12 protein-coding genes and 2 pseudogenes are annotated in these 18,765 nt (G+C 59.8%); 2 read left to right on the forward strand and 12 right to left on the reverse strand.

Annotation, left to right across the window (positions count from 1 at the left end; translation table 11 throughout):
- Positions 1-838: 838 nt before the first annotated feature.
- The 8 genes from KGA82_RS01610 to KGA82_RS01645 form a co-directional block, all read right to left on the reverse strand.
- A complete protein-coding gene (locus KGA82_RS01610; RefSeq protein WP_192228383.1) occupies positions 839-1,819 on the reverse strand; it encodes a transketolase family protein in 981 nt (326 codons plus the stop codon).
- Between the two features lie 3 nt (positions 1,820-1,822).
- A complete protein-coding gene (locus KGA82_RS01615) occupies positions 1,823-2,710 on the reverse strand; it encodes a transketolase (protein ID WP_008042088.1) in 888 nt (295 codons plus the stop codon).
- A gap of 82 nt (positions 2,711-2,792) precedes the next feature.
- Positions 2,793-3,896: an LLM class flavin-dependent oxidoreductase gene (locus KGA82_RS01620; RefSeq protein WP_223449446.1), complete on the reverse strand. Its 1,104-nt coding sequence runs from the start codon at positions 3,894-3,896 to the stop codon at positions 2,793-2,795.
- Positions 3,897-4,080: 184 nt separating this feature from the next.
- The gene (locus KGA82_RS01625; RefSeq protein WP_192228386.1) at positions 4,081-4,878 is read right to left on the reverse strand and encodes an SDR family NAD(P)-dependent oxidoreductase; all 798 of its coding nucleotides are present in this window, start codon (positions 4,876-4,878) and stop codon (positions 4,081-4,083) included.
- Positions 4,879-4,906: 28 nt separating this feature from the next.
- The gene (locus KGA82_RS01630; RefSeq protein ID WP_008033229.1) at positions 4,907-6,406 is read right to left on the reverse strand and encodes a sugar ABC transporter ATP-binding protein; all 1,500 of its coding nucleotides are present in this window, start codon (positions 6,404-6,406) and stop codon (positions 4,907-4,909) included.
- Positions 6,407-6,428: 22 nt separating this feature from the next.
- Positions 6,429-7,379 (reverse strand): sugar ABC transporter substrate-binding protein, encoded by a 951-nt coding sequence (locus KGA82_RS01635; protein WP_192228388.1) that lies wholly within the window; start codon positions 7,377-7,379, stop codon positions 6,429-6,431.
- Positions 7,380-7,425: 46 nt separating this feature from the next.
- Positions 7,426-8,412 carry an ABC transporter permease gene (locus KGA82_RS01640; RefSeq protein ID WP_008033226.1) on the reverse strand — a complete coding sequence of 329 codons (987 nt, stop codon included), beginning with the start codon at positions 8,410-8,412 and terminating at the stop codon, positions 7,426-7,428.
- Between the two features lie 56 nt (positions 8,413-8,468).
- Positions 8,469-8,984 (reverse strand): flavin reductase family protein, encoded by a 516-nt coding sequence (locus KGA82_RS01645; protein WP_223437779.1) that lies wholly within the window; start codon positions 8,982-8,984, stop codon positions 8,469-8,471.
- A gap of 289 nt (positions 8,985-9,273) precedes the next feature.
- Between KGA82_RS01645 and KGA82_RS01650 the strand changes: the two genes are divergently transcribed.
- A complete protein-coding gene (locus tag KGA82_RS01650) occupies positions 9,274-10,257 on the forward strand; it encodes a LysR family transcriptional regulator (RefSeq protein WP_263290607.1) in 984 nt (327 codons plus the stop codon).
- Here KGA82_RS01650 and KGA82_RS01655 read toward each other — a convergent pair.
- From KGA82_RS01655 to KGA82_RS01665, 4 genes and pseudogenes are all read right to left on the reverse strand, one after another.
- Positions 10,214-11,701 carry a xylulokinase gene (locus KGA82_RS01655; RefSeq protein ID WP_317851267.1) on the reverse strand — a complete coding sequence of 496 codons (1,488 nt, stop codon included), beginning with the start codon at positions 11,699-11,701 and terminating at the stop codon, positions 10,214-10,216. The two genes, KGA82_RS01650 and KGA82_RS01655, sit on opposite strands and share 44 nt — an antisense overlap.
- Before the next feature lie 187 nt (positions 11,702-11,888).
- Positions 11,889-12,425 (reverse strand): annotated as a pseudogene (locus tag KGA82_RS29415) (methyl-accepting chemotaxis protein); the annotation flags it as partial.
- Positions 12,426-12,749: 324 nt separating this feature from the next.
- Positions 12,750-13,877: pseudogene (locus tag KGA82_RS29420) on the reverse strand (cache domain-containing protein); the annotation flags it as partial.
- Between the two features lie 159 nt (positions 13,878-14,036).
- Positions 14,037-15,164: a sensor domain-containing diguanylate cyclase gene (locus KGA82_RS01665; RefSeq protein WP_008042064.1), complete on the reverse strand. Its 1,128-nt coding sequence runs from the start codon at positions 15,162-15,164 to the stop codon at positions 14,037-14,039.
- Between the two features lie 422 nt (positions 15,165-15,586).
- Here KGA82_RS01665 and katG point away from each other — a divergent pair, with 422 nt between their 5' ends.
- Positions 15,587-17,839: a catalase/peroxidase HPI gene (katG, locus tag KGA82_RS01670; protein WP_223449449.1), complete on the forward strand. Its 2,253-nt coding sequence runs from the start codon at positions 15,587-15,589 to the stop codon at positions 17,837-17,839.
- The last annotated feature ends 926 nt before the right edge of the window (positions 17,840-18,765 follow it).

Consider the following 18,765-nt stretch of genomic DNA (forward strand, 5'->3'; position numbering starts at 1 on the left):
CCGAAATTAGTGTGGCCACCACAGTACGGGAGTGTACGTACGGTTGAAGAGCCAGATCGGCTGGCAGGCCACCTCGCATTGCTGTTGCCGTAATCGTCCCCCCTCGAAAGGCGCGCACGTTACGGATTTCCTGTAGGAGCCGGCTTGCTGGCGATAGCGGTGGATCAGTCAACGTATGTATTGGCTGGACAGACGCTATCGCCGGCAAGCCGGCTCCTACAGTTGATCGTATTTATCCAAACGCATACGCATTCCCCCTTGTAGGAGCCAGCTTGCTGGCGATGGACGTCAACGATAACGCGGGCTGTCTGAATGAACGCGTTGTCCGGTCGTTTTTCGCGGGCAAGCCTCGCTCCTACAGGGAATCGAGTGTGCTTTTGATTTTCACCACTCATCAGGCCGAGCGTTAGCTCGCCTTCCGCTTTTGATCTTGAGGTACACGCCCCCTCGAGAGGCCGAGCGCAGGTTCTGCGCAGTGGGCAACCCGGCATGGATGCCGGGTTAGCCGCGCACGGCCAGGGATGGCCGATCGCGGCGGGCCCACGGAGCAGGACCGGAGCGAGGGCATGGCGAGCCTTAGCGAGCCACCGAACGAAAGGGGCAAAAGCCCTTGGTTACTTGGGGCTCTTCCAAGTGACTCGCTGTAAAAGCGAAACCATTAGCGGCCGTTACCGCAAAAACGGATATGTACACAAACACCAAGCCAAAAAAAAACGTGCAACCAGCGCGCTCGTCAATGAACACCCCGGTCACACGTACAGGCCCATAACGCCCAAAGGGAAAAAACTGTAGGCGACCTCACCATAAGCCGCCTCAATCAGTCAGCAAAAAACCGCAATCAACCCAGCACTTCCAGCGCCACACTTTCAATCCCGGCCGCATCAAGCCGGTAATGCCGGTAAAGATGAGTCGGCGGCGCAATCAGGCTGTACTCGTCGTAAATGCCATGCCGCCGCACTTTGACCCCAACGCCCTCCTCCGCAATCACCTCACACACCGCCCCACCCAACCCGCCGATGATGTTGTGCTCTTCCACCGTCAGAATCGCCCGGCTATTGCGCGCCGCAGTCAGCACCGCCTCACGGTCCAGCGGCTTGATGGTCGTCATGTCGATCACCCCCACCGAACGCCCCGCAGCATTCAACGCCCGAGCCGCTTCAAGGGCCGGGTGAACCGTGGAGCCGGTGGCAATGATCGTCAGTTCATCGCCCGTCAAGTGCACAGTGGCTTTGCCGAAGACAAAGTCCGGAACGGTGTCATACACCACCGGATCACGCCCGCGCTGAATGCGGAAATAGATCGGTTGCGGGTAGTTGGCCGACGCCAGAATGGCCGCCTTGAGCTGATTGCCGTCCGCCGGGGCGACCACTGTGATGTCGGCAATCGAACGCATGATCGCCAGGTCTTCAGTGGCGTGGTGCGAAGTGCCATAAAAGCCCAGGGAAATCCCCGCATGGTGACCGATCAAACGTACCGGCAACGCGGAGTACGCCACGTCCATACGGATCTGCTCGCAGCACAGCAACGGCAGAAACGAGGCAAACGTCGCCACAAACGGCTTCATGCCCACCGCCGCCATGCCGGCTGCCGCCGACACCATGTTTTGCTCGGAAATCCCGAACTGCACGAAGCGCTCCGGGTGCAGCTGCGCGAATTTCGACAGGCCGTTGGAGTACTGCAAGTCAGCGGTGCCGGCGACAATCGGCTCGCCCTGCTCGACCAGTTCGATCAGTGCATCGGACAAGGCATTCAAGCTGGGTGTCTGGCTGTTCAGTTCCCGGTACTGCCAGGAGTTGTTCGACAGAGGTGCGGTATTCATGAGTTAAATCACCTTGCTTTTGATTTCGTCGATAGCACGTTGCGCATCTTCCGGATCGAGATAACCGAGGTGCCAGCCGGGCTCGGTTTCCATGTAGGAAACGCCCTTGCCTTTCACCGTGTTGGCGATGATGCAGACCGGCTGCGTGCGAGTGGTATCGGCCTTGAGGCGACGCAACAGACGGGTGACCGCCGCCAGGTCATGCCCGTCGACCACGTGGGTTTCCCAACCGAAGGCGATCCATTTGTCCGCCAGCGGTTCGATGCCGATGACGTCGTCGACATTGCCGTCGAGCTGGTAGCCGTTACGGTCGATGATCGCCACCAGGTTGTGGACTTTATGGTGAGCCGCTCCCAGAGCCGCTTCCCAGACCTGCCCTTCCTGCATTTCACCGTCGCCGAGCATCACGTAGGTGGTGAACGACTTGCCGAGCATGCGCCCGGCCAATGCCATGCCCAGGCCGCCGGACAAGGCGTGCCCGATGGAACCGGAGGAGAAATCCACGCCCGGCACTTTGCGCATGTCGGGGTGATCGCCCAGCGGGTTGCCGAGGCGCGTGTAGTTATCGAGGATCTCTTTCGCAAAGAAGCCCCACTCCACCAGCACCGGAAACAGGCCGACCGCCGCATGCCCCTTGCCCATCATGAAGCGATCGCGATCAGGCCATTTCGGTTCGCCAAACCGCAGGTCCATCACGTCGTAATACAGCGCGGCGAACAACTCGGCGGCGGAAAAAACCGAGGTGTAGTGACCGACCTTGGCGATCTCGATCAGCCGGATGGTTTCCAGGCGAATGAACTGGGCTTTTTCCCGCAGGCGAGCCAGTTCAGTGGCGGTCAGTTCGAACGCGCGATCACCTTCGCGCAGGTCCTGTCTTGTCAAATCAGTCATGTGTAGTGTCCAGGCGCATTACCAAAGTTGCGGCCACATCCGGGACGTGGCCGTACACACGCACGCAATCGCGACAAGGCGATTACTGCGCTTTCAAACGCGGTGTCATGTAGTCGTTCAGACGGGGCATGACCTGCTGCGCCGTCAGCTCCATCGAGCGCCGCCACAGTGCTTCGTCATCCCACTCGTGGAAGGCGGTCATCAAGGTGCCGAATGGCCCGGTCTGCTCACTGAACGCGACCAGTTGTTCGGTCACGGAATTCACGTCGCCGTAAATCACCATTTCCTTGATGCAGTGATCGACCGTCACTTCCGCGTCGGTCATGTCGGGGCGGGTCTTGAAGATCTTGGTGTAGTTGTTGGAAGACAGGTTATCGATCATGTAATCGAAGTAACGGCGCAGGGTGCAGCTCTCTTGCGCCAGGTAGTCTTCGGCCTGGGCCTGGGAGTCGGCGACGAACACCGAACGGGCCACGCGCCAGTTGTTCGCATCGGCCTTGATCCCGGCACTTTCGGCGCCCTGGCAGTAAGCCAGCCAATGCGAGGCCACGGTCGCCGTCGGGTTGAAGTTGGCCGACATCAGGTCCCAGTCTTTGGCCCCGGCCAGTTTCGCCGTTCCGGAAAACGGGCTCATGGCCGTGGTTGCAACCCGTGGGAACGGCTTCTGGAACGGCGTCGGCATGTAGCCGATTTCCAGCTCGTGATTCACCGAACCCTTGAGGCTGACCTGGAAGTGCTCCGAGGAAAACTCGTAAGGGGCGCTTGAGCTCCAGATGGCGCGGATCATCTCGTAGCATTCGACCATCATCTGCCCACGGTCCTTGCCGTTGCTGCCGAACACCTCGAAATCCGAGGCCAGGCCACCCGGGCCGATGCCCATGATGAAACGGCCCTTGGACATGTGATCGAACATCGCGGCGTCGGCGGCAATCCGCGCCGGAAAATGATGCGGCAGGTTCAGCACCCCGGTGCACAACTTCATGCGCCGGGTCAGCGGAATCAGGGCGGACATGAATTGCAGGGCATTGGTCACCGGCTCCGTGCGTTGCGAGGTGTGCTCGCCGACCCAAAGCTCATCAAAACCGACGGCGTCGGCGTGGACGGCGCAGGCAATATCTTGGTCGTACATCTCGTGATAATCCCAGCCCTTGTGATGAAGGGGCTGCATGAACATGGCAAGTTTCATGTCGTTCTCCTGCTGTTTTCAGTGATCGGTGCGCTGCTTGATTTCTATGCGCAGCACACCGCTTTCAGGACGTGCGCTCGTTTTGCAGGCGTGCCAGTGCCGGCGCTGCAAGTCGCAACGTTCAAGGGATGCGTTCAATTTTTCGCGGCGATCGGCTTGAGCAAGCGCAATCAGCCGCGCCTCTTCAACTGCCGTGCAGCAACCAGCCGCCGTCCACCAACAGATCGATACCCGTCACGTAGGAGGCCAGCGGCGACACCAGAAACAGCACCGCATTGGCGATCTCGAAGGGCTCTGCCGGCCGCCCCAGTGCAATGTTGTTCAACACGTTGTTCTGTCGGTGTTGCGCCAGCAGCTCCGGCTCCAGATTGCCTGGCGTTGCCGTCAGCCCGGGGGATACCGAGTTGACGCGAATGTTGAAGGCGCTCAGGTCCTTGGCCAGGCTTCGCGTCATCGCCAGCACAGCGCCTTTTGACGCGTCGTAGGTGCAGTGATTGGCCATCGGTCGGTGACCGCAAATCGACGACAGATTGACGATCGCCCCGGCACTCGCCTGCTTGCGCATCTGCCGTTGAGCGGCCTGCGCCCCCAGAAACACCGCACGCGTATTGATGGCGTGGAGTTCATCCCAGAAACCCGGATCAATGTCGTCAACGGCCTTGAGCGGATAAACACCCGCGTTGTTGATCCAGATATCGAGGCGGCCGTAACGCTCGATGGCGGTGTCTGCCAGGCCCTGGATGTCAGCGGGACGACAGACGTCGGTGGCCAGGAACGAAACGGCAAAACCGGCTTCGATCAGTTCATGGCAACGCTCCGGCGCCAGGCTGCCGATCAGCACGTTGGCCCCGGCTTCGGCCAGCCGTTGGCTGATGGCGAACCCGATGCCACTGCCACCGCCGGTGACGACGGCGGTTTTACCGCGCAAGTCGAGCAACTCGGCAAAGGGCCGGTAAGGTAGCGGTTGATACGGGGTAGACATGATGGAACTCCTCAGTGACAGCCCGTTATCAAGCGGTGGCCAGGGTCATGATGGTGTCGGGCGCGATCTGCGGTCGGTGCAAAATCCCTTGGGAACAACCGCGCGCCATGACCATCACCCGATGGGACAAACCGATGACTTCTTCAAGGTCAGAGCTCACTACAATCACCGACACGCCGGTCTTCGACAGTTCGATGATCAACTCGTAAATCGCCGCTCGCGCGCCCATGTCGATGCCCCGGGTCGGCTCATCGAGAATGATCACTTTCGGGTTGCGCGCGATCCATTTTGCGATGACCACTTTCTGCTGATTGCCGCCCGACAACTTGTCGAGCATCTGTTCCGCCAGGCCCTTGATCCCCAGTGTCGCAATGCGCTCCTGGGCAAACGCCAGTACCCGCTGATTGGCCATGACGCCGCAGGAGCTCAGGCTGTCGAGATTGCAGTAGGCAAGGTTTTCGGCAATGGTCTGGCTCAGCACCACACCTTCGGACTTGCGGTCCTCGGGAATCAACACCACGCCGGCACGGATCGCCGCCAGCACGTTGTTGGCCGGCAGGTGCCGGTCACCCAGCATCACCTTGCCGTGATTCACCGCACTCAACCCGGCAATCGCCTGAACCAGCTCCGTGCGGCCGGCGCCGACGATGCCCGCGATGCCGAAGACTTCGCCGGCCTTCACCGAAAACGAAATGTCGTGGAAGCGCCCGGCCTTGTCCGACAGCTGTTCGACATTCAACACCACCTCTTCGCGAGGCGCTGGCAGCTGCGGAAACAAGCGCTCGATCGAACGCCCGACCATCTGCGACACCAGAACGCTGACATCGGCCGCTCCGGTTTCGTGGCGAGCAATGAGGTGGCCATCGCGCATGACCACCACCTTGTCGGCGATCCTGGCAATCTCCTCCATCCGATGGCTGATGTAGATGAAAGAAACGCCCTCTTTCTTCAACTCCTCGATCTGTCTGAACAACAGGTCGGTCTCTTCCTTGCCCAGCGCCGCCGTCGGTTCGTCGAGGATCAGCAGCCGCGAATTGAACGTCAGTGCCCGGGCAATCTCCACCAGTTGCTGCGCAGCGATTTTCAACTGGCGCACAGGGGTGTCCGGCGAGATATCGAGGCCCAGGCGACGCAGCTGTTTTTCTGTCTCGCGGTACATGTGCTTGCGGTCGATGATCCCGTCCCGGGTCGGTAGATGGCCGAGGAAAACGTTCTCGGCCACGCTCAGGTCAGGCAGCAGATGGATCTCCTGATGAATCATGTTGATCCCCAGGGCAATCGCCGCCCCCGGACCGGTCGGTGCATAGGGCTGGCCGGCGAGGAACATCGTGCCTTTGGACGGCGTCAGCGCTCCGGCGACGATGGAGGAAAAGGTCGATTTGCCCGCACCGTTTTCCCCCAGCAGCGCCACCACTTCCCCGTAACCGATATCGAGACTGATGTCCTCCAGCACCTTGACCGAGTTGAAGGATTTTCCGATGTTGCAGGCGCTGAACAGCGGCGCCTGATCGCTGGTGATCGCTTTCATGACGTGCCCTCCTTCGCCGATCTCAAGGATGTTGCTCAAGGAAAGCCGCGACGTTTTCCCGGGTGGTGACGAAGGCCGGCAGCAGCTGGGTCTTCTCGACCGGTTTGCCTTGTTGCAGATTCACCGCAGTGCGCAAGGCTGTACGGCCCATTTCCACCGCTTGCTGGGTGATGGTCATGTCCAGCTTGCCGTCGCGGATGGCTTCCAGCGCCGACGGCAAACCGTCGTAGCCGAACACCCAGACCTTGTGATCGATGTTGGCGACTTTGACCGCCTGCGCGGCACCGAGCGCCGGGGCATCGGAACGGCCGATGAAGACGTTGATCTTCGGGTTCTTCTGCAGCATGTCCTGGGCAACTTTGAAGCCGTTGTCCTGTAGCCAGTCGGTAGGTTTCTGGTCGACGATTTTCATCTCCGGCGCCTGGGACAGCACCGCGTTCAGGCCCTTGGCCCGAGCCACTTCCGTCGAGTCGCCCAAGGTGCCCTGGAGCAGGCCGATTTCAGCCTTGCCCCCGGTCAGCGCGATCATCTGCCGGGCCAGCTCACCCGCTGCCGCCAGGTTATCGGTGGAGATGTAGGCATCGCATTCGACGTTCTTCGGGAAATTGTCGATGCAGATCACCGGCACACCCTGCTGGCGCGCCAGCCGCACCGGCACGGCCGACGCCGCGCTGCCCGTGGCGGTATAGAGCAGCACATCGATGCCCTTGCTCAACATGTCCTGAATCTGGCTGACCTGCCGGGCGGGATCGGCCTGTGCGTCGGCCACCAGAACGTTCTTGATACCCAGGGTCTTGGCCTGTTCCATGACGCCGTCACGGACCATCAGGTAGAACACCCATTGCAGGCTCGGGATCGACATCCCGACAGTGATCTGTTCCGCCGGTTTACTCTCGGCGTGAACGCCTGCCGACATCATGCAGGTCAACAGCGGCAGCCACAGAAAGCGCCGCGAAAATGCGTGGAGGTTCATGTCTTTATCCTTTTTATTGTGTGTTGGACGGTTCGACCACAGGGGTTCAGTCAGCTTTGCGCTTGAGCAGATCGAGCATCACCGCGAAGGCAATCACCGCGCCGATGACCACTTGCTGGACGAAGGGAGAGATGCCGGCCAGGTTCAAGCCGTTGCGCAAAACGCCGATGATCAGTACGCCGACAATCGTGCCGACCACGCTGCCGGCGCCGCCCTTGAGGCTGCCGCCACCGATGACCACCGCCGCGATCACATCCAGCTCATAACCGACACCGGCGCCCGCTCCGGCTGTGTCCAGGCGCGAGGTCATGATGATTCCGCCCAGCGCGGCGCAAATGCCCGAGATGATGTAGACGGCACTGGTGTAGCCCTTGACGCGGATGCCGGCGAGCTTGGCCACCTTGCTGCTGCCGCCGATGGCGTACAGGCTGCGGCCGGGGACGGTGAACTTGAGAACGAACCAGAACACCAGGGCCAGCACGATGAAGCAGGTCACGGTCAGCGACAGCACACCGCCGTAGCGAATCACCGAGAGGTTGCTGAACCACTCCGGAAAACCGCTGACTTGCGCGCCGTCAGTAACCATGTAGGCCAGCCCGCGAGCGATGGACATCATTGCCAGCGTCGCAATGAAAGACGGCAACCCTGCCCTGACCACCATCAACGCCGTGGTTGAACCACACGCCGCACCGGCAGCGATCGCACCGAGCATGGCGACCCACATCGGCAAGCCGAGCACCTGTTCGAGCCAGCTCATGACCATGATCGCCACCGCGAGCACCGCGCCCACGGACAGGTCGATACCGCCGATGAGAATCACCAGCGTCATGCCCAGCGCCATGATGCCGAGCACGGTGACTTGATCCAGTACGTTGAGCAGGTTACTCAACGTCAGAAAACTATCGGTGAAGACTGTTAATACCGTGCATAACAATAAAAGGCCGATCATCGGGCCTGCGACATTGGTGTCCAGTCCGATCCACTTGGGAATGGACCCGGACAGTCTTGATTTCACCAGCAACTGATTATTCATACCCACATCCACTTCTTATCTAATTGTTATAAGACCGAGCAAGACACAACGACTGTTTAAATCCCAAGTTCCCTGTAACGCCCGCCCATATACAGAAGCGGCTCTTCCAGAGGTTGCGTAATCACATCAATGACGTTGCCGATAAATATGGTGTGCGTGCCGTGTTCGATCTCCTGCACCACTTCGCAAAAGATCGCAGCCTGCGCGTCGACCAGGTAACGAATGCCGTGCATGCCGGTCTGCCACTCGCCCGCAACAAAGCGCTGCTCGCGCAGGTCCGGCTGGCTGAAAATCTTGCAGATCGGTTCGTGGTTGTTTTGCAGCATGTTCACGCAGAACAGCCCGGAGCGTTTGATCACGGGTGAGGCGCTGGCGCTTCTGTTGATGCAAATCAGCGCCGACGCGGGGTCCATCGACACCGAAGAAAAAGCGGTGGCCGCCAGACCATGGGGGTGGCCGTCATCATCGAGTGTGGTGATCAGGGTTATGGAGGAGGCGAAGCGACCCATCGCCAATTTGAATTGGCCGGCCAGATCAATCGCTGGGGCGGCCTCTTGATATTGAACACGCATACATAAACCCTCTTCTTATTGTGACTCATCAAGCGCAGGCATTCATTATTAACAATCACCCAGCATTTTCTATTCACTTTTAAAAAATTGACTTTTCAACTATTCCGAAAGGTGAAGCCAACAACAAACTCATTTGAATTACCTTCACAAGTGCCCTGAAACGCCCGCCCCAAGGGGCTCTCATGTTTATGGCCGTACTTGTCAACGCCGCCGACAATATGGCTTTAACTGAATAATCGGCCGATACTTCATGAACAACTAACAAGAAACTTCCGCGAGACGAACTGCCATGGTTGATCGATTACAGGACATGCGAATGTTTCGCCTGGTCGTGCAGACCGGGTCACTTTCAACCGCCGGACGACAAATGGGCCTGTCGCCAGCGGCCATGAGTGGCCGGCTCAAGGCGATGGAGGAGTTCTATGGTTTGCGCTTGCTCAAGCGCAACACCCGCAGCCTGAGCCCCACCGCCGAAGGGCAGTTGCTGTTTGAAAACGCCCTGAAAATTCTCGAACAGGTTGATGCGCTCGACAGCGTCATCAAAAACGGTCACAGCGATCTGCTGGGCACCATCGGCCTGACCTGCCCGACCGACCTGGGTCGGCAGTGGGTCAGCCAATTGGTCGATGCGTTTATCCGCGAAAACCCGCATGTCAGCATCCGCCTGTTTTTCACTGACCGGATACTGGACTTCGTCGAGTCCGGCTCGGACATCGCGATCCGTTTCGGCGACCTGCCGGACAGCTCGCTGATCGCCCGCAGCCTGGGTGTGGACCGGCAAATGGTCTGCTGTTCGCCGCAGTACCTTGAACAACACGGCACTCCCCTGCACCCCGAAGACCTGCATCAACACAACTGCCTGGTGCAACTGCGTGCCGACTTTGCACTGGATCGCTGGAAGTTCATGAGCAAGGGCGGGCCGACCACGATTCAGGTCAAGGGCAACCGGCTGGCCAATGACGGCTTTACCCTGCGCCAGTGGGCGGTTCAAGGCTTGGGAATTATCTGGAAGTCGGTCTGGGAGGTGGCGGAGGACATTCAGGCCAAGCGGCTGGTACCGCTGCTGGAAGACTATCAATGCCCCACCACGGGGTTCCATTTGCTCACCGAAGGCGGGAAGAAGTTGCCGCCACGGGTCAGATCTTTTGTCGAGTTTGCCGTTCAGTACTTCAAGCACCTCGACACCGCGTCGCGACACATTCTGAGCCCGACGCCCGACGCCATCGTGCTCAGGGAAGCGAAACCGCCTGCAGATCGGCAAATACCGGCTTGAGGTTTGTCAGCATCCGCTCATAGGCCTTGCGCATGCCGGCATAGAACGCCTGTTTTGAAACGTCGGGCAAGGTCAGGGTTTCGTCCGGACTCGGCCAATCAGTAGCGGTCTGCTGCAAATCTGCGAACACCCCGGCACCGTGCCCTGCCAACATGGCTGCGCCGAGCACACCGTACTCGGCGGCTGGGGGTTTGCGATAAGGCAGGCCCAGCACATCGGCCTTGATCTGGTTAAACAGCTGGCTGCCGGACCCGCCACCCAGACTGAATACATCAACCGGATCGACAACGATCTGCATGTCCTTCATGCACCCGAGAAAACGCGCGTATTCGTAGGCAATCGACTCCAGCATCGCCCGGTATTGGTCGCTGCGGTCGTGGGTCCAGTCGAGACCGACGAAGGCTCCGGCCAGCGAGGCATCGAACGGCGCATGGCGCCCGCCGAGATGGGGCAAGAACAATAATTTATTGCGCTCGGCCAACGGCGCGGCGGCCCGCTGTTCGAGCTGTTGGCATTCGACGCTATCGAGACCGAACCGATTGAGGCTGATGCCGGCCCCACCGACGTAGGCCATCGAATAAAACAGCTCGGGGATGCAATGCCGGAACGTGGCGAGGGTGTTGTACTGCGAGTCGATCGCATAGTGGTCGAGCAACGTCGCCAACACTGAACCGGTGCCGGCAATGTCGAACAGTTGCCCCGGCGTGAAGGCCCTGGTGCCCAGCAACGAGGCGGCGATATCCCCACAGCCGGCATAAATCGGCGTGCCGGCCAACAGTCCGCAAACGCTCGACGCACTGGGGCCGACCGAGCCGATGCGATCCCAGGGTTTTACCAGCATGGGCAGCCGGTCGGCCTCAAGGCCGAATGCCTCAATGAGCGAAGTGTTCCATTGCATCGCCTGGCTGTCGGCAAAACTGTTGAAGCCCAGGTAGGTGTAATCCATGAACGCGGCATCGCTGTTCAAGTCGGCCATGCGCCCCGCGACATACGCGGCCGGCATGATGATCTTGCTGATCTTGCGATAGGTGTGTGGTTGCTCCTCGCGCCAATACAGCCATTTCGCCGCGTGATTGGCACTCACCGGGCCACCCGAGCATTGGATGATCTGTGGCTCGCAGGTCTTCAGTCGCGGGACCTGACTGGCGCAACGCAGATCCAGCCACGAGTCATAAGGCGTGGTCGCCTCCCAGTCCCGGCCGATGGTGGAAATCCCGGCCATCTGTCCGCAAATCGCCAGGCCGCTAACGTCCGCGAGCTGGAAGTCGGACTGACTCAAGGCATCCTTTATCGCCAGCAGGACCGAGGCATACAGTTCGTCAGGGTTCTGTTCGAACACCTGACGCGCAGGATTCAACAAACGTGTGGGCCGACTGGCGGCGCCCAGGTTGCGGCCGTTTTCGTCCATGACAACGACTCGAGTGCTTGAGGTGCCCATGTCCACCCCAACCAGCAATGCTCGACTCTTCAAGGGTTGGCGCTCGCACAATTCAGCGGTGATTGTTATGCAGACAGAATACTGTCATCAAACACCCTGCGCATTAACTGCCACTGTCCGTGCGAAAAAGCCTGAGCGCCGGTGGCCAGCGGCGACGACGCAAGATTTCGCCGCCGCCTCCTGCAGGCAGTTCTCAATCCTTGAATTGCGTCAGTTGCTGGTTCAACGAGCCGGCCTGATCGCGCAATTGCAGCGACTGATCGAGCAGGCTGCGGATCGCGTGATCGTTCTGCTCGGAGATCCGGCTGACACCCTGGATGGCGACGGATAATTGCTCACCGGTCGCGGCCTGGCTTTGGGTCTGGCGCGCCACTTCGCTGATGCGCGTCAGAATGTCCTGGGCATGCTGGCGAATCTGATCGACACCTTGTGCCGAGGTGGTCAGTTGCACCACGCCCAGGCGCACCGCTTCGCCAACTTGCTGGACGTTGGCAACGGTGTTGCGCACATCAGAACCGATGGCGCCGATCATCTCGCCGATTTCACCGGTCGAGCGGCTGGTGCGTTCTGCCAGTTGCCGCACTTCGTCCGCCACCACGGCGAATCCGCGTCCCTGCTCCCCTGCCCGTGCGGCTTCGATTGCAGCGTTCAAGGCCAGGAGGTTGGTCTGGTCGGCGATGCTGCGAATCACCGCGATGATCCCGGCAATCTGCTGCGAGCGTTTTTCCAGGTCGCCCACAGTGCCGGCAACGTCGTCCATGGTCTGGTCGATGTGGGTGATCCCGGCCAGGGTCTGGTTCATATCGCCGGAGATATGCTTGGTCAGCTCTTCGGTGTTGCGCGCCAGTTGCTCCACGTCTTCGGCTTGCTGCGACATCTCGGTGACCGAGTGCGCCAGCGCGGTGACGCCGCTGGCCATTTCTTCGGTTGCGGTGTGCTGCGACGTCGCCCGGTCGGCAACGGCCTGAGTGGTATCGCCCAGGTGATTGGAGATCTGCATCAGGGCGCCGCTGCTGTGGCGAATCGACCCCACCAGATCCCCCAGACGCTGGATAAACTGGTTGAACGCGCCCGCCAGTTTGCCGGTTTCATCGCCGCTGCGTTGTTCAAATCGCAGGCCCAATTCGCCGCCCCAGGCCTGGATGCCGACCGTCAGGCCGGACAGCGGACGAATGTGCCACGCCAGCAAATGCCAGAGCACGATGGCCAATGCCAACAGCGCCACCAGGCCGATGACGACCGCGGTCCAGAGGAACTGATTGATGCCCGCCATGGCTTCGGCCAGCGGGTACGCCACCATCAGCGCCCAGGTGTTCGGTGCTTTGCCGATGCGCACCGGTTGCAGCACATAACCCCAGCCATCGCGCTGGAAGTCATACGGCTGACCGGCCTTGATCGCCTCTTTGGCAGCCGTCGGCAAATCGTCGGCCGGCTGGCTCAAACGCTTCGCATCAGGGTGGCTGGCGTACAGGCCGTTGCTCGAAACCAGAGCGCCATAACCTTTGTAGGCATCGATTTTCGCCAGTTGCCGATTGATGCTTTCAAGCGGGATATCGACACCCGCCACACCCAGGGCTTTGCCGCCCTGCAACAGCGGCGCCATGATCGACACCATCATGACTTTCTGGCCGCTGCCCGTGCTGTAGGCAAACGGTTCGGAAGCCCACGGCTGACGGCTGTGCAGCGGCTGATAGTAGTATTGGTTATCGGCATTTTCCGGGGCATAACCGCTGAGCGCTTCCGACTTCACCGAGCCACTCGCACGGTTCCAGTAGGTCAGGTAACGGCCGGTGGCGTCGTGATTCGGCTGGTTGGCGAATTCGCTGTCCTTGCCATCGAAGGCGTTGGTTTCCCAATACTGCCCCAGGCCCAAAAGTTGCGGATTGGCTTCAAACAGTTGGCGGGTCACGGCATCGGCGGTCTTGCGATCAACGTGCTGTTGCTGCATGGCCGTTGCGACACTGGCCAGCGATTCGGCGACGGTAAAACCGACACCCAGTTCGACTTCCACTTCCTTGGCATTGGCCTTGACGACCGTGTCGACCAGCGCGGCGGTTTCTTTGACGGAGGAGCCATAAGCGATATAGGCGATGGAGCCCAACAGCAGCGCCATGACGACGACGGTCCCGATCAGGGCCGTCCAGAACAGCTTGAAGTGCAGAGAGCGATTAGGCATGGACATTCTCAAGTGCGCGATTCGTCAACCAGCACGGAGCGCCCAACGGTGTGAATGCAGCCCTGCTGGCAAATTATTTATAGTTGATATTATTTTGCCACTATATAGAAGCGCGCTCTGCCGGTGCAACTTGAATGACCGCGAGGTCACAAGCCTTGCACGGCATCACTCGGAAACGGCGATCTGGTTTCGGCCACGGGCCTTGGCTCGATACAGGGCTTTATCGGCGTTGTTCATCAAGCTGTGCAAATCAAGGTCGGAGGCGTCCATCGACGCGACACCGAGGCTGGCCGTTATGCAATGCACCGGCCCGGTCATCAATTCGGCAATCGAGCGGATGAGTTGCTCGGCAATGTTCAGGGTCTCTTCAATCGAGGTGTCCGGGAGCAGAATGGCGAACTCCTCTCCTCCAAGCCTGCCGTAGACATCCGTTTCACGAAACGAGGTGCTGATGACCAGGCCCATCTGACTCAGCACCTGGTCCCCGACCTGATGGCCATAGGTGTCGTTGATGTGTTTGAAGTGATCCATATCCAGCATCACCGCGCACAGCGGCAGCTGATTGTTTTTGCAGTAACTGTGCAACTGCTGGGCGTGCTCGAAAAAAGCCCGGCGATTCCTCAGGCCGGTGAGTTCATCGGTCTGCGCGGCAAGATTGGAAATGCGGTGCGCCTGTTCCATTTCACGGGTCAATCGAAAGGCGGTTTCCACCGCATCGGAGAGTTTGCGGGTAGCGCTGGCCACGAATGAGGCGAACACCAGCACCGCCAGTGCCATGCCGACTTGCATCGCTGACGGCTGGAACAACAGCCATATCGTGCACGGCAACAACACCAGGCCAATGGACACCAGCGTCATGTATCGGTAGGCCGAATAGCAGGACACCGCACTGACCGACATCCCGACGGTAAAAAGCATGACCAGTGACTGGGCCAGAATATCGTCCGGGGGCATCAATGCCAGCGCGCCTGCACCCCAGATACCGGCAGATAACACCAGCGTGCTCCAGTATTTCCACTCCCATTGCTCAGGTGTGCGTGTACTTTTGTCGCTGCGGAAATAGGCGATGAACATCGAGACGCGCAATGAGGTCGACGCCGTCAGAATGCCCATCCACCAAAAAATGACGTGGTGATCGAAGCGCTCCCAACACAGCAGGCACAGCATGATCGCCGCCAGGACACTGCCCGGAATCGCCGTCACCGACTGATGGAACAACTGGTGCAGGCGATCAGTGCGTACCTGCGCTGCTATCAAAGCATCCGGGTCATACCGGGGTCCGAGTCCTTCCATTTGATCCGCCTGATCATGATGCTTCGTCAAAGAAGTATTGTGGCACCCAGCCAGTAGCGCAAACAACCGAGGCCTTGAAATGTTTCCGGGCGCCAGATTGAAAGAGTACGTCTATCACGCCCCAACACTCGCCCTATTAGCTGACTTCCCGACTCAGGTCTAACCTTAGTCTGCGCTGGCGCCATAAGCCGGCCGGATTAGCGCTGAAAAGGAGACAGGAATGAGCCCGAAGCTTGACTAGGCCACCCGTGGGCCACCGCGCTGGCAACCTGATTGCCGCTGTTCAGAATTCCCGTGTGGTCACCACAATCAGTTGATCCAACTGCTGGCCCTGCAGCCTATGTCCTTGATTCCGCTCGTTGCTATTTAACGCCCGCCCCGGGCCCGATAGCCGGATGAACACGACCAAAGGTAGCTCGCACATGGCAAACGAATCGAAATGCCCGTTCAATCATGCCGCAGGCGGTGGCACCACCAACCGTGACTGGTGGCCGAACCAACTGAATCTGAAGATCCTGCACCAGCACTCGTCCCTGTCAGACCCCATGGACGAGGGCTTCAACTACGCCGAAGCGTTCAAAAAACTCGACTTTGCGGCGGTCAAGCGCGACCTGACTGCACTGATGACCGACTCACAAGACTGGTGGCCAGCAGACTTCGGTCACTATGGGCCGCTGTTCATTCGCATGGCCTGGCACGCCGCTGGCACGTACCGCACCGGTGACGGTCGTGGCGGTGCCGGTTCCGGTCAGCAACGCTTTGCCCCGCTCAACAGCTGGCCGGACAACGTCAGCCTCGACAAGGCGCGCCGGCTGCTGTGGCCGATCAAGCAAAAGTATGGCAACAACATTTCCTGGGCCGACCTGATCGTCCTCACCGGTAACGTCGCGCTGGAGTCGATGGGCTTCAAGACCTTTGGTTTTTCCGGTGGCCGCGCAGACGTCTGGGAACCCGATGAAGACGTTTATTGGGGCTCGGAAAACAAATGGCTGGGCGGCGACGTTCGCTACGACAAAGCGCAAAAACCCGTGCAAGCACCCGGCGATGTTCCACTGGTGGCCGAGCCCGGGAGAAATGAAGACAGCCGTACCGATGAGGGGCGCAATCTGGAAAACCCACTGGCCGCCGTGCAGATGGGCCTGATCTATGTGAACCCGGAAGGTCCGGAAGGCAATCCCGATCCCGTCGCTTCGGCCCTGGACATCCGCGAAACGTTCGGCCGCATGGCCATGAACGACGAAGAAACCGTGGCCCTGATCGCCGGCGGCCACGCCTTCGGTAAAACCCACGGCGCCGGCCCTGCCGACAACGTCGGTGCCGAGCCGGAAGCCGCCGGTCTCGAAGCCCAGGGCCTTGGCTGGAAAAACAGCTTCGGCACCGGTAAAGGCCCGGACACCATCACCAGCGGGCTGGAAGTGACTTGGACCACCACGCCTACCCGGTGGAGCAACAACTACCTGGAAAACCTGTTCGGCTTCGAGTGGGAATTGAGCAAAAGCCCGGCAGGCGCGAACCAGTGGGTGGCTAAAAACGGCGCTGGGGCCGGCACCATTCCGGATGCACACGACCCGTCCAAGCGCCGCAACCCGACCATGCTCACCTCGGACCTGGCGCTGCGCTTAGACCCGATCTATGAACCGATTGCCCGGCGCTTCCTGGCCAATCCGGATCAGTTGGCCGATGCCTTCGCCCGCGCCTGGTTCAAGCTGATCCACCGCGACATGGGCCCGCTCTCGCGCTACCTCGGCCCGGAAATGCCCAAGGAAGAACTGTTGTGGCAAGACCCGATTCCGCCGGTCGACCATGCCTTGGTCAATGACAGTGACGTCGCAGCACTCAAGAGCAAAATCCTCGCCTCTGGCGTGAGCGTCTCGCAGCTGGTATCAACGGCCTGGGCGGCGGCGTCGAGCTTCCGTGGCTCCGACAAACGTGGCGGCGCCAACGGTGGACGCCTGCGACTGGCGCCACAGAAATCCTGGCAAGCCAACCAGCCCGAACAACTGGCGAGCGTGCTGGCGAAACTGGAAAGCATTCAGCGTGAGTTCAACAACAGCGGCAAGAAAATCTCGCTGGCGGACCTGATCGTGCTGGCCGGCAGCGCCGGTGTCGAACAAGCCGCAAAAAATGCCGGTCACAGCGTGACGGTGCCGTTCACACCGGGACGGACGGACGCCTCGCAAGAGCAGACGGACGTCGAATCCTTCGGCTTCCTCGAACCTATTGCCGATGGTTTCCGCAACTACCTGAAAACCCGCTACCGCGTGTCGGCCGAACACCTGTTGATCGACAAGGCGCAACAACTGACCCTCAGCGCACCGGAAATGACTGTGCTCGTGGGCGGCTTGCGGGTGTTGAACACCAACGTCGGACAAACCCGACATGGCGTGTTCACCCAGCAACCGGAGGCGTTGACCAACGACTTCTTCAAAAACCTGCTGGACATGGGGGTGGAATGGAAGCCGGTGTCGGACGCCAATCAGGAGTTCGAAGGGCGCGATCGCAAAACCGGCCAAGTGAAATGGACCGGGACGCGGGTCGATCTGGTCTTCGGCTCGAATGCGCAACTGCGGGCCTTGGCCGAGCTGTATGCCAGCAGTGATGCGAAGGAGAAATTCGTCAAAGACTTCGTAGCGGCGTGGACGAAGGTGATGAACCTGGATCGTTTTGACCTGTAGGAGCCGGATTGCTGGCGATGCGGTGGTGGCCGTGATGACGCCATCGCCGGCAAGTCTCAGGGTTCATCGACGGACTCTTGTAAATAAACGGTACCGCTGAAACAACAACGCCTCCCAAGTGGAGGCGTTGTGCTTATTGCGCATTGAAGGAAGGAATCAGGTCGGAGAGATCGTGGCCAAGGCACCGATCAAAATGGTTAACAGCAGAAATCCACCCAGAAAAATGGCCATCTTGGGCATGGGGCCTCCTACATGATGAGTTTGCGGTTCAGTGGCTACCGCGACTGCGGACCGTGCGGTCATTGTGGGGCGCAGGCCGGGTACATGACAGATGCAGATAGCGCAGAAAAATACGGATCAGAACAAAATCGCCCCGGGCGAGACACCACCCAACCTGTAGGAGCCAGCTTGCCGGCGATGGCGTCCGTGAGATCGCCATCGCCAGCAAGCCGGCTCCTACAAATTGTGGGTGTGTTCGGGATTGAGGGTTCACGCAAAACCTGTAGGAGCCAGCTTGCTGGCGATGGCGTCCGTGAGATCGCCTTCGCCAGCAAGCCGGCTCCTACAAATTGTGGGTGTGTTCGGGATTGAGGGTTCACGCAAAACCTGTAGGAGCCCGGCTTGCCGGCGATGGCGTCCGTGAGATTGCTATCGCCAGCAAGCCGGCTCCTACAAATTGTGGGTGTGTTCGGGATTGAGGGTTCACGCAAAACCTGTAGGAGCCCGGCTTGCTGGCGATGGCGTCCGTGAGATTGCTATCGCCAGCAAGCCGGCTCCTACAAATTGTGGGGGTGTTCGGGATTGAGGGGTTACGCAAAACCTGTAGGAGCCCGGCTTGCTGGCGATGGCGTCCGTGAGATCGCCATCGCCGGCAAGCCGGCTCCTACAAATTGTGGGTGTGTTCGGGATTGAGGGTTCACGCAAAA

Origin of the sequence: Pseudomonas sp. BF-RE-22 (assembly GCF_019956155.1) — a bacterium.
Classification (GTDB): Bacteria; Pseudomonadota; Gammaproteobacteria; order Pseudomonadales; family Pseudomonadaceae; genus Aquipseudomonas; species Aquipseudomonas migulae.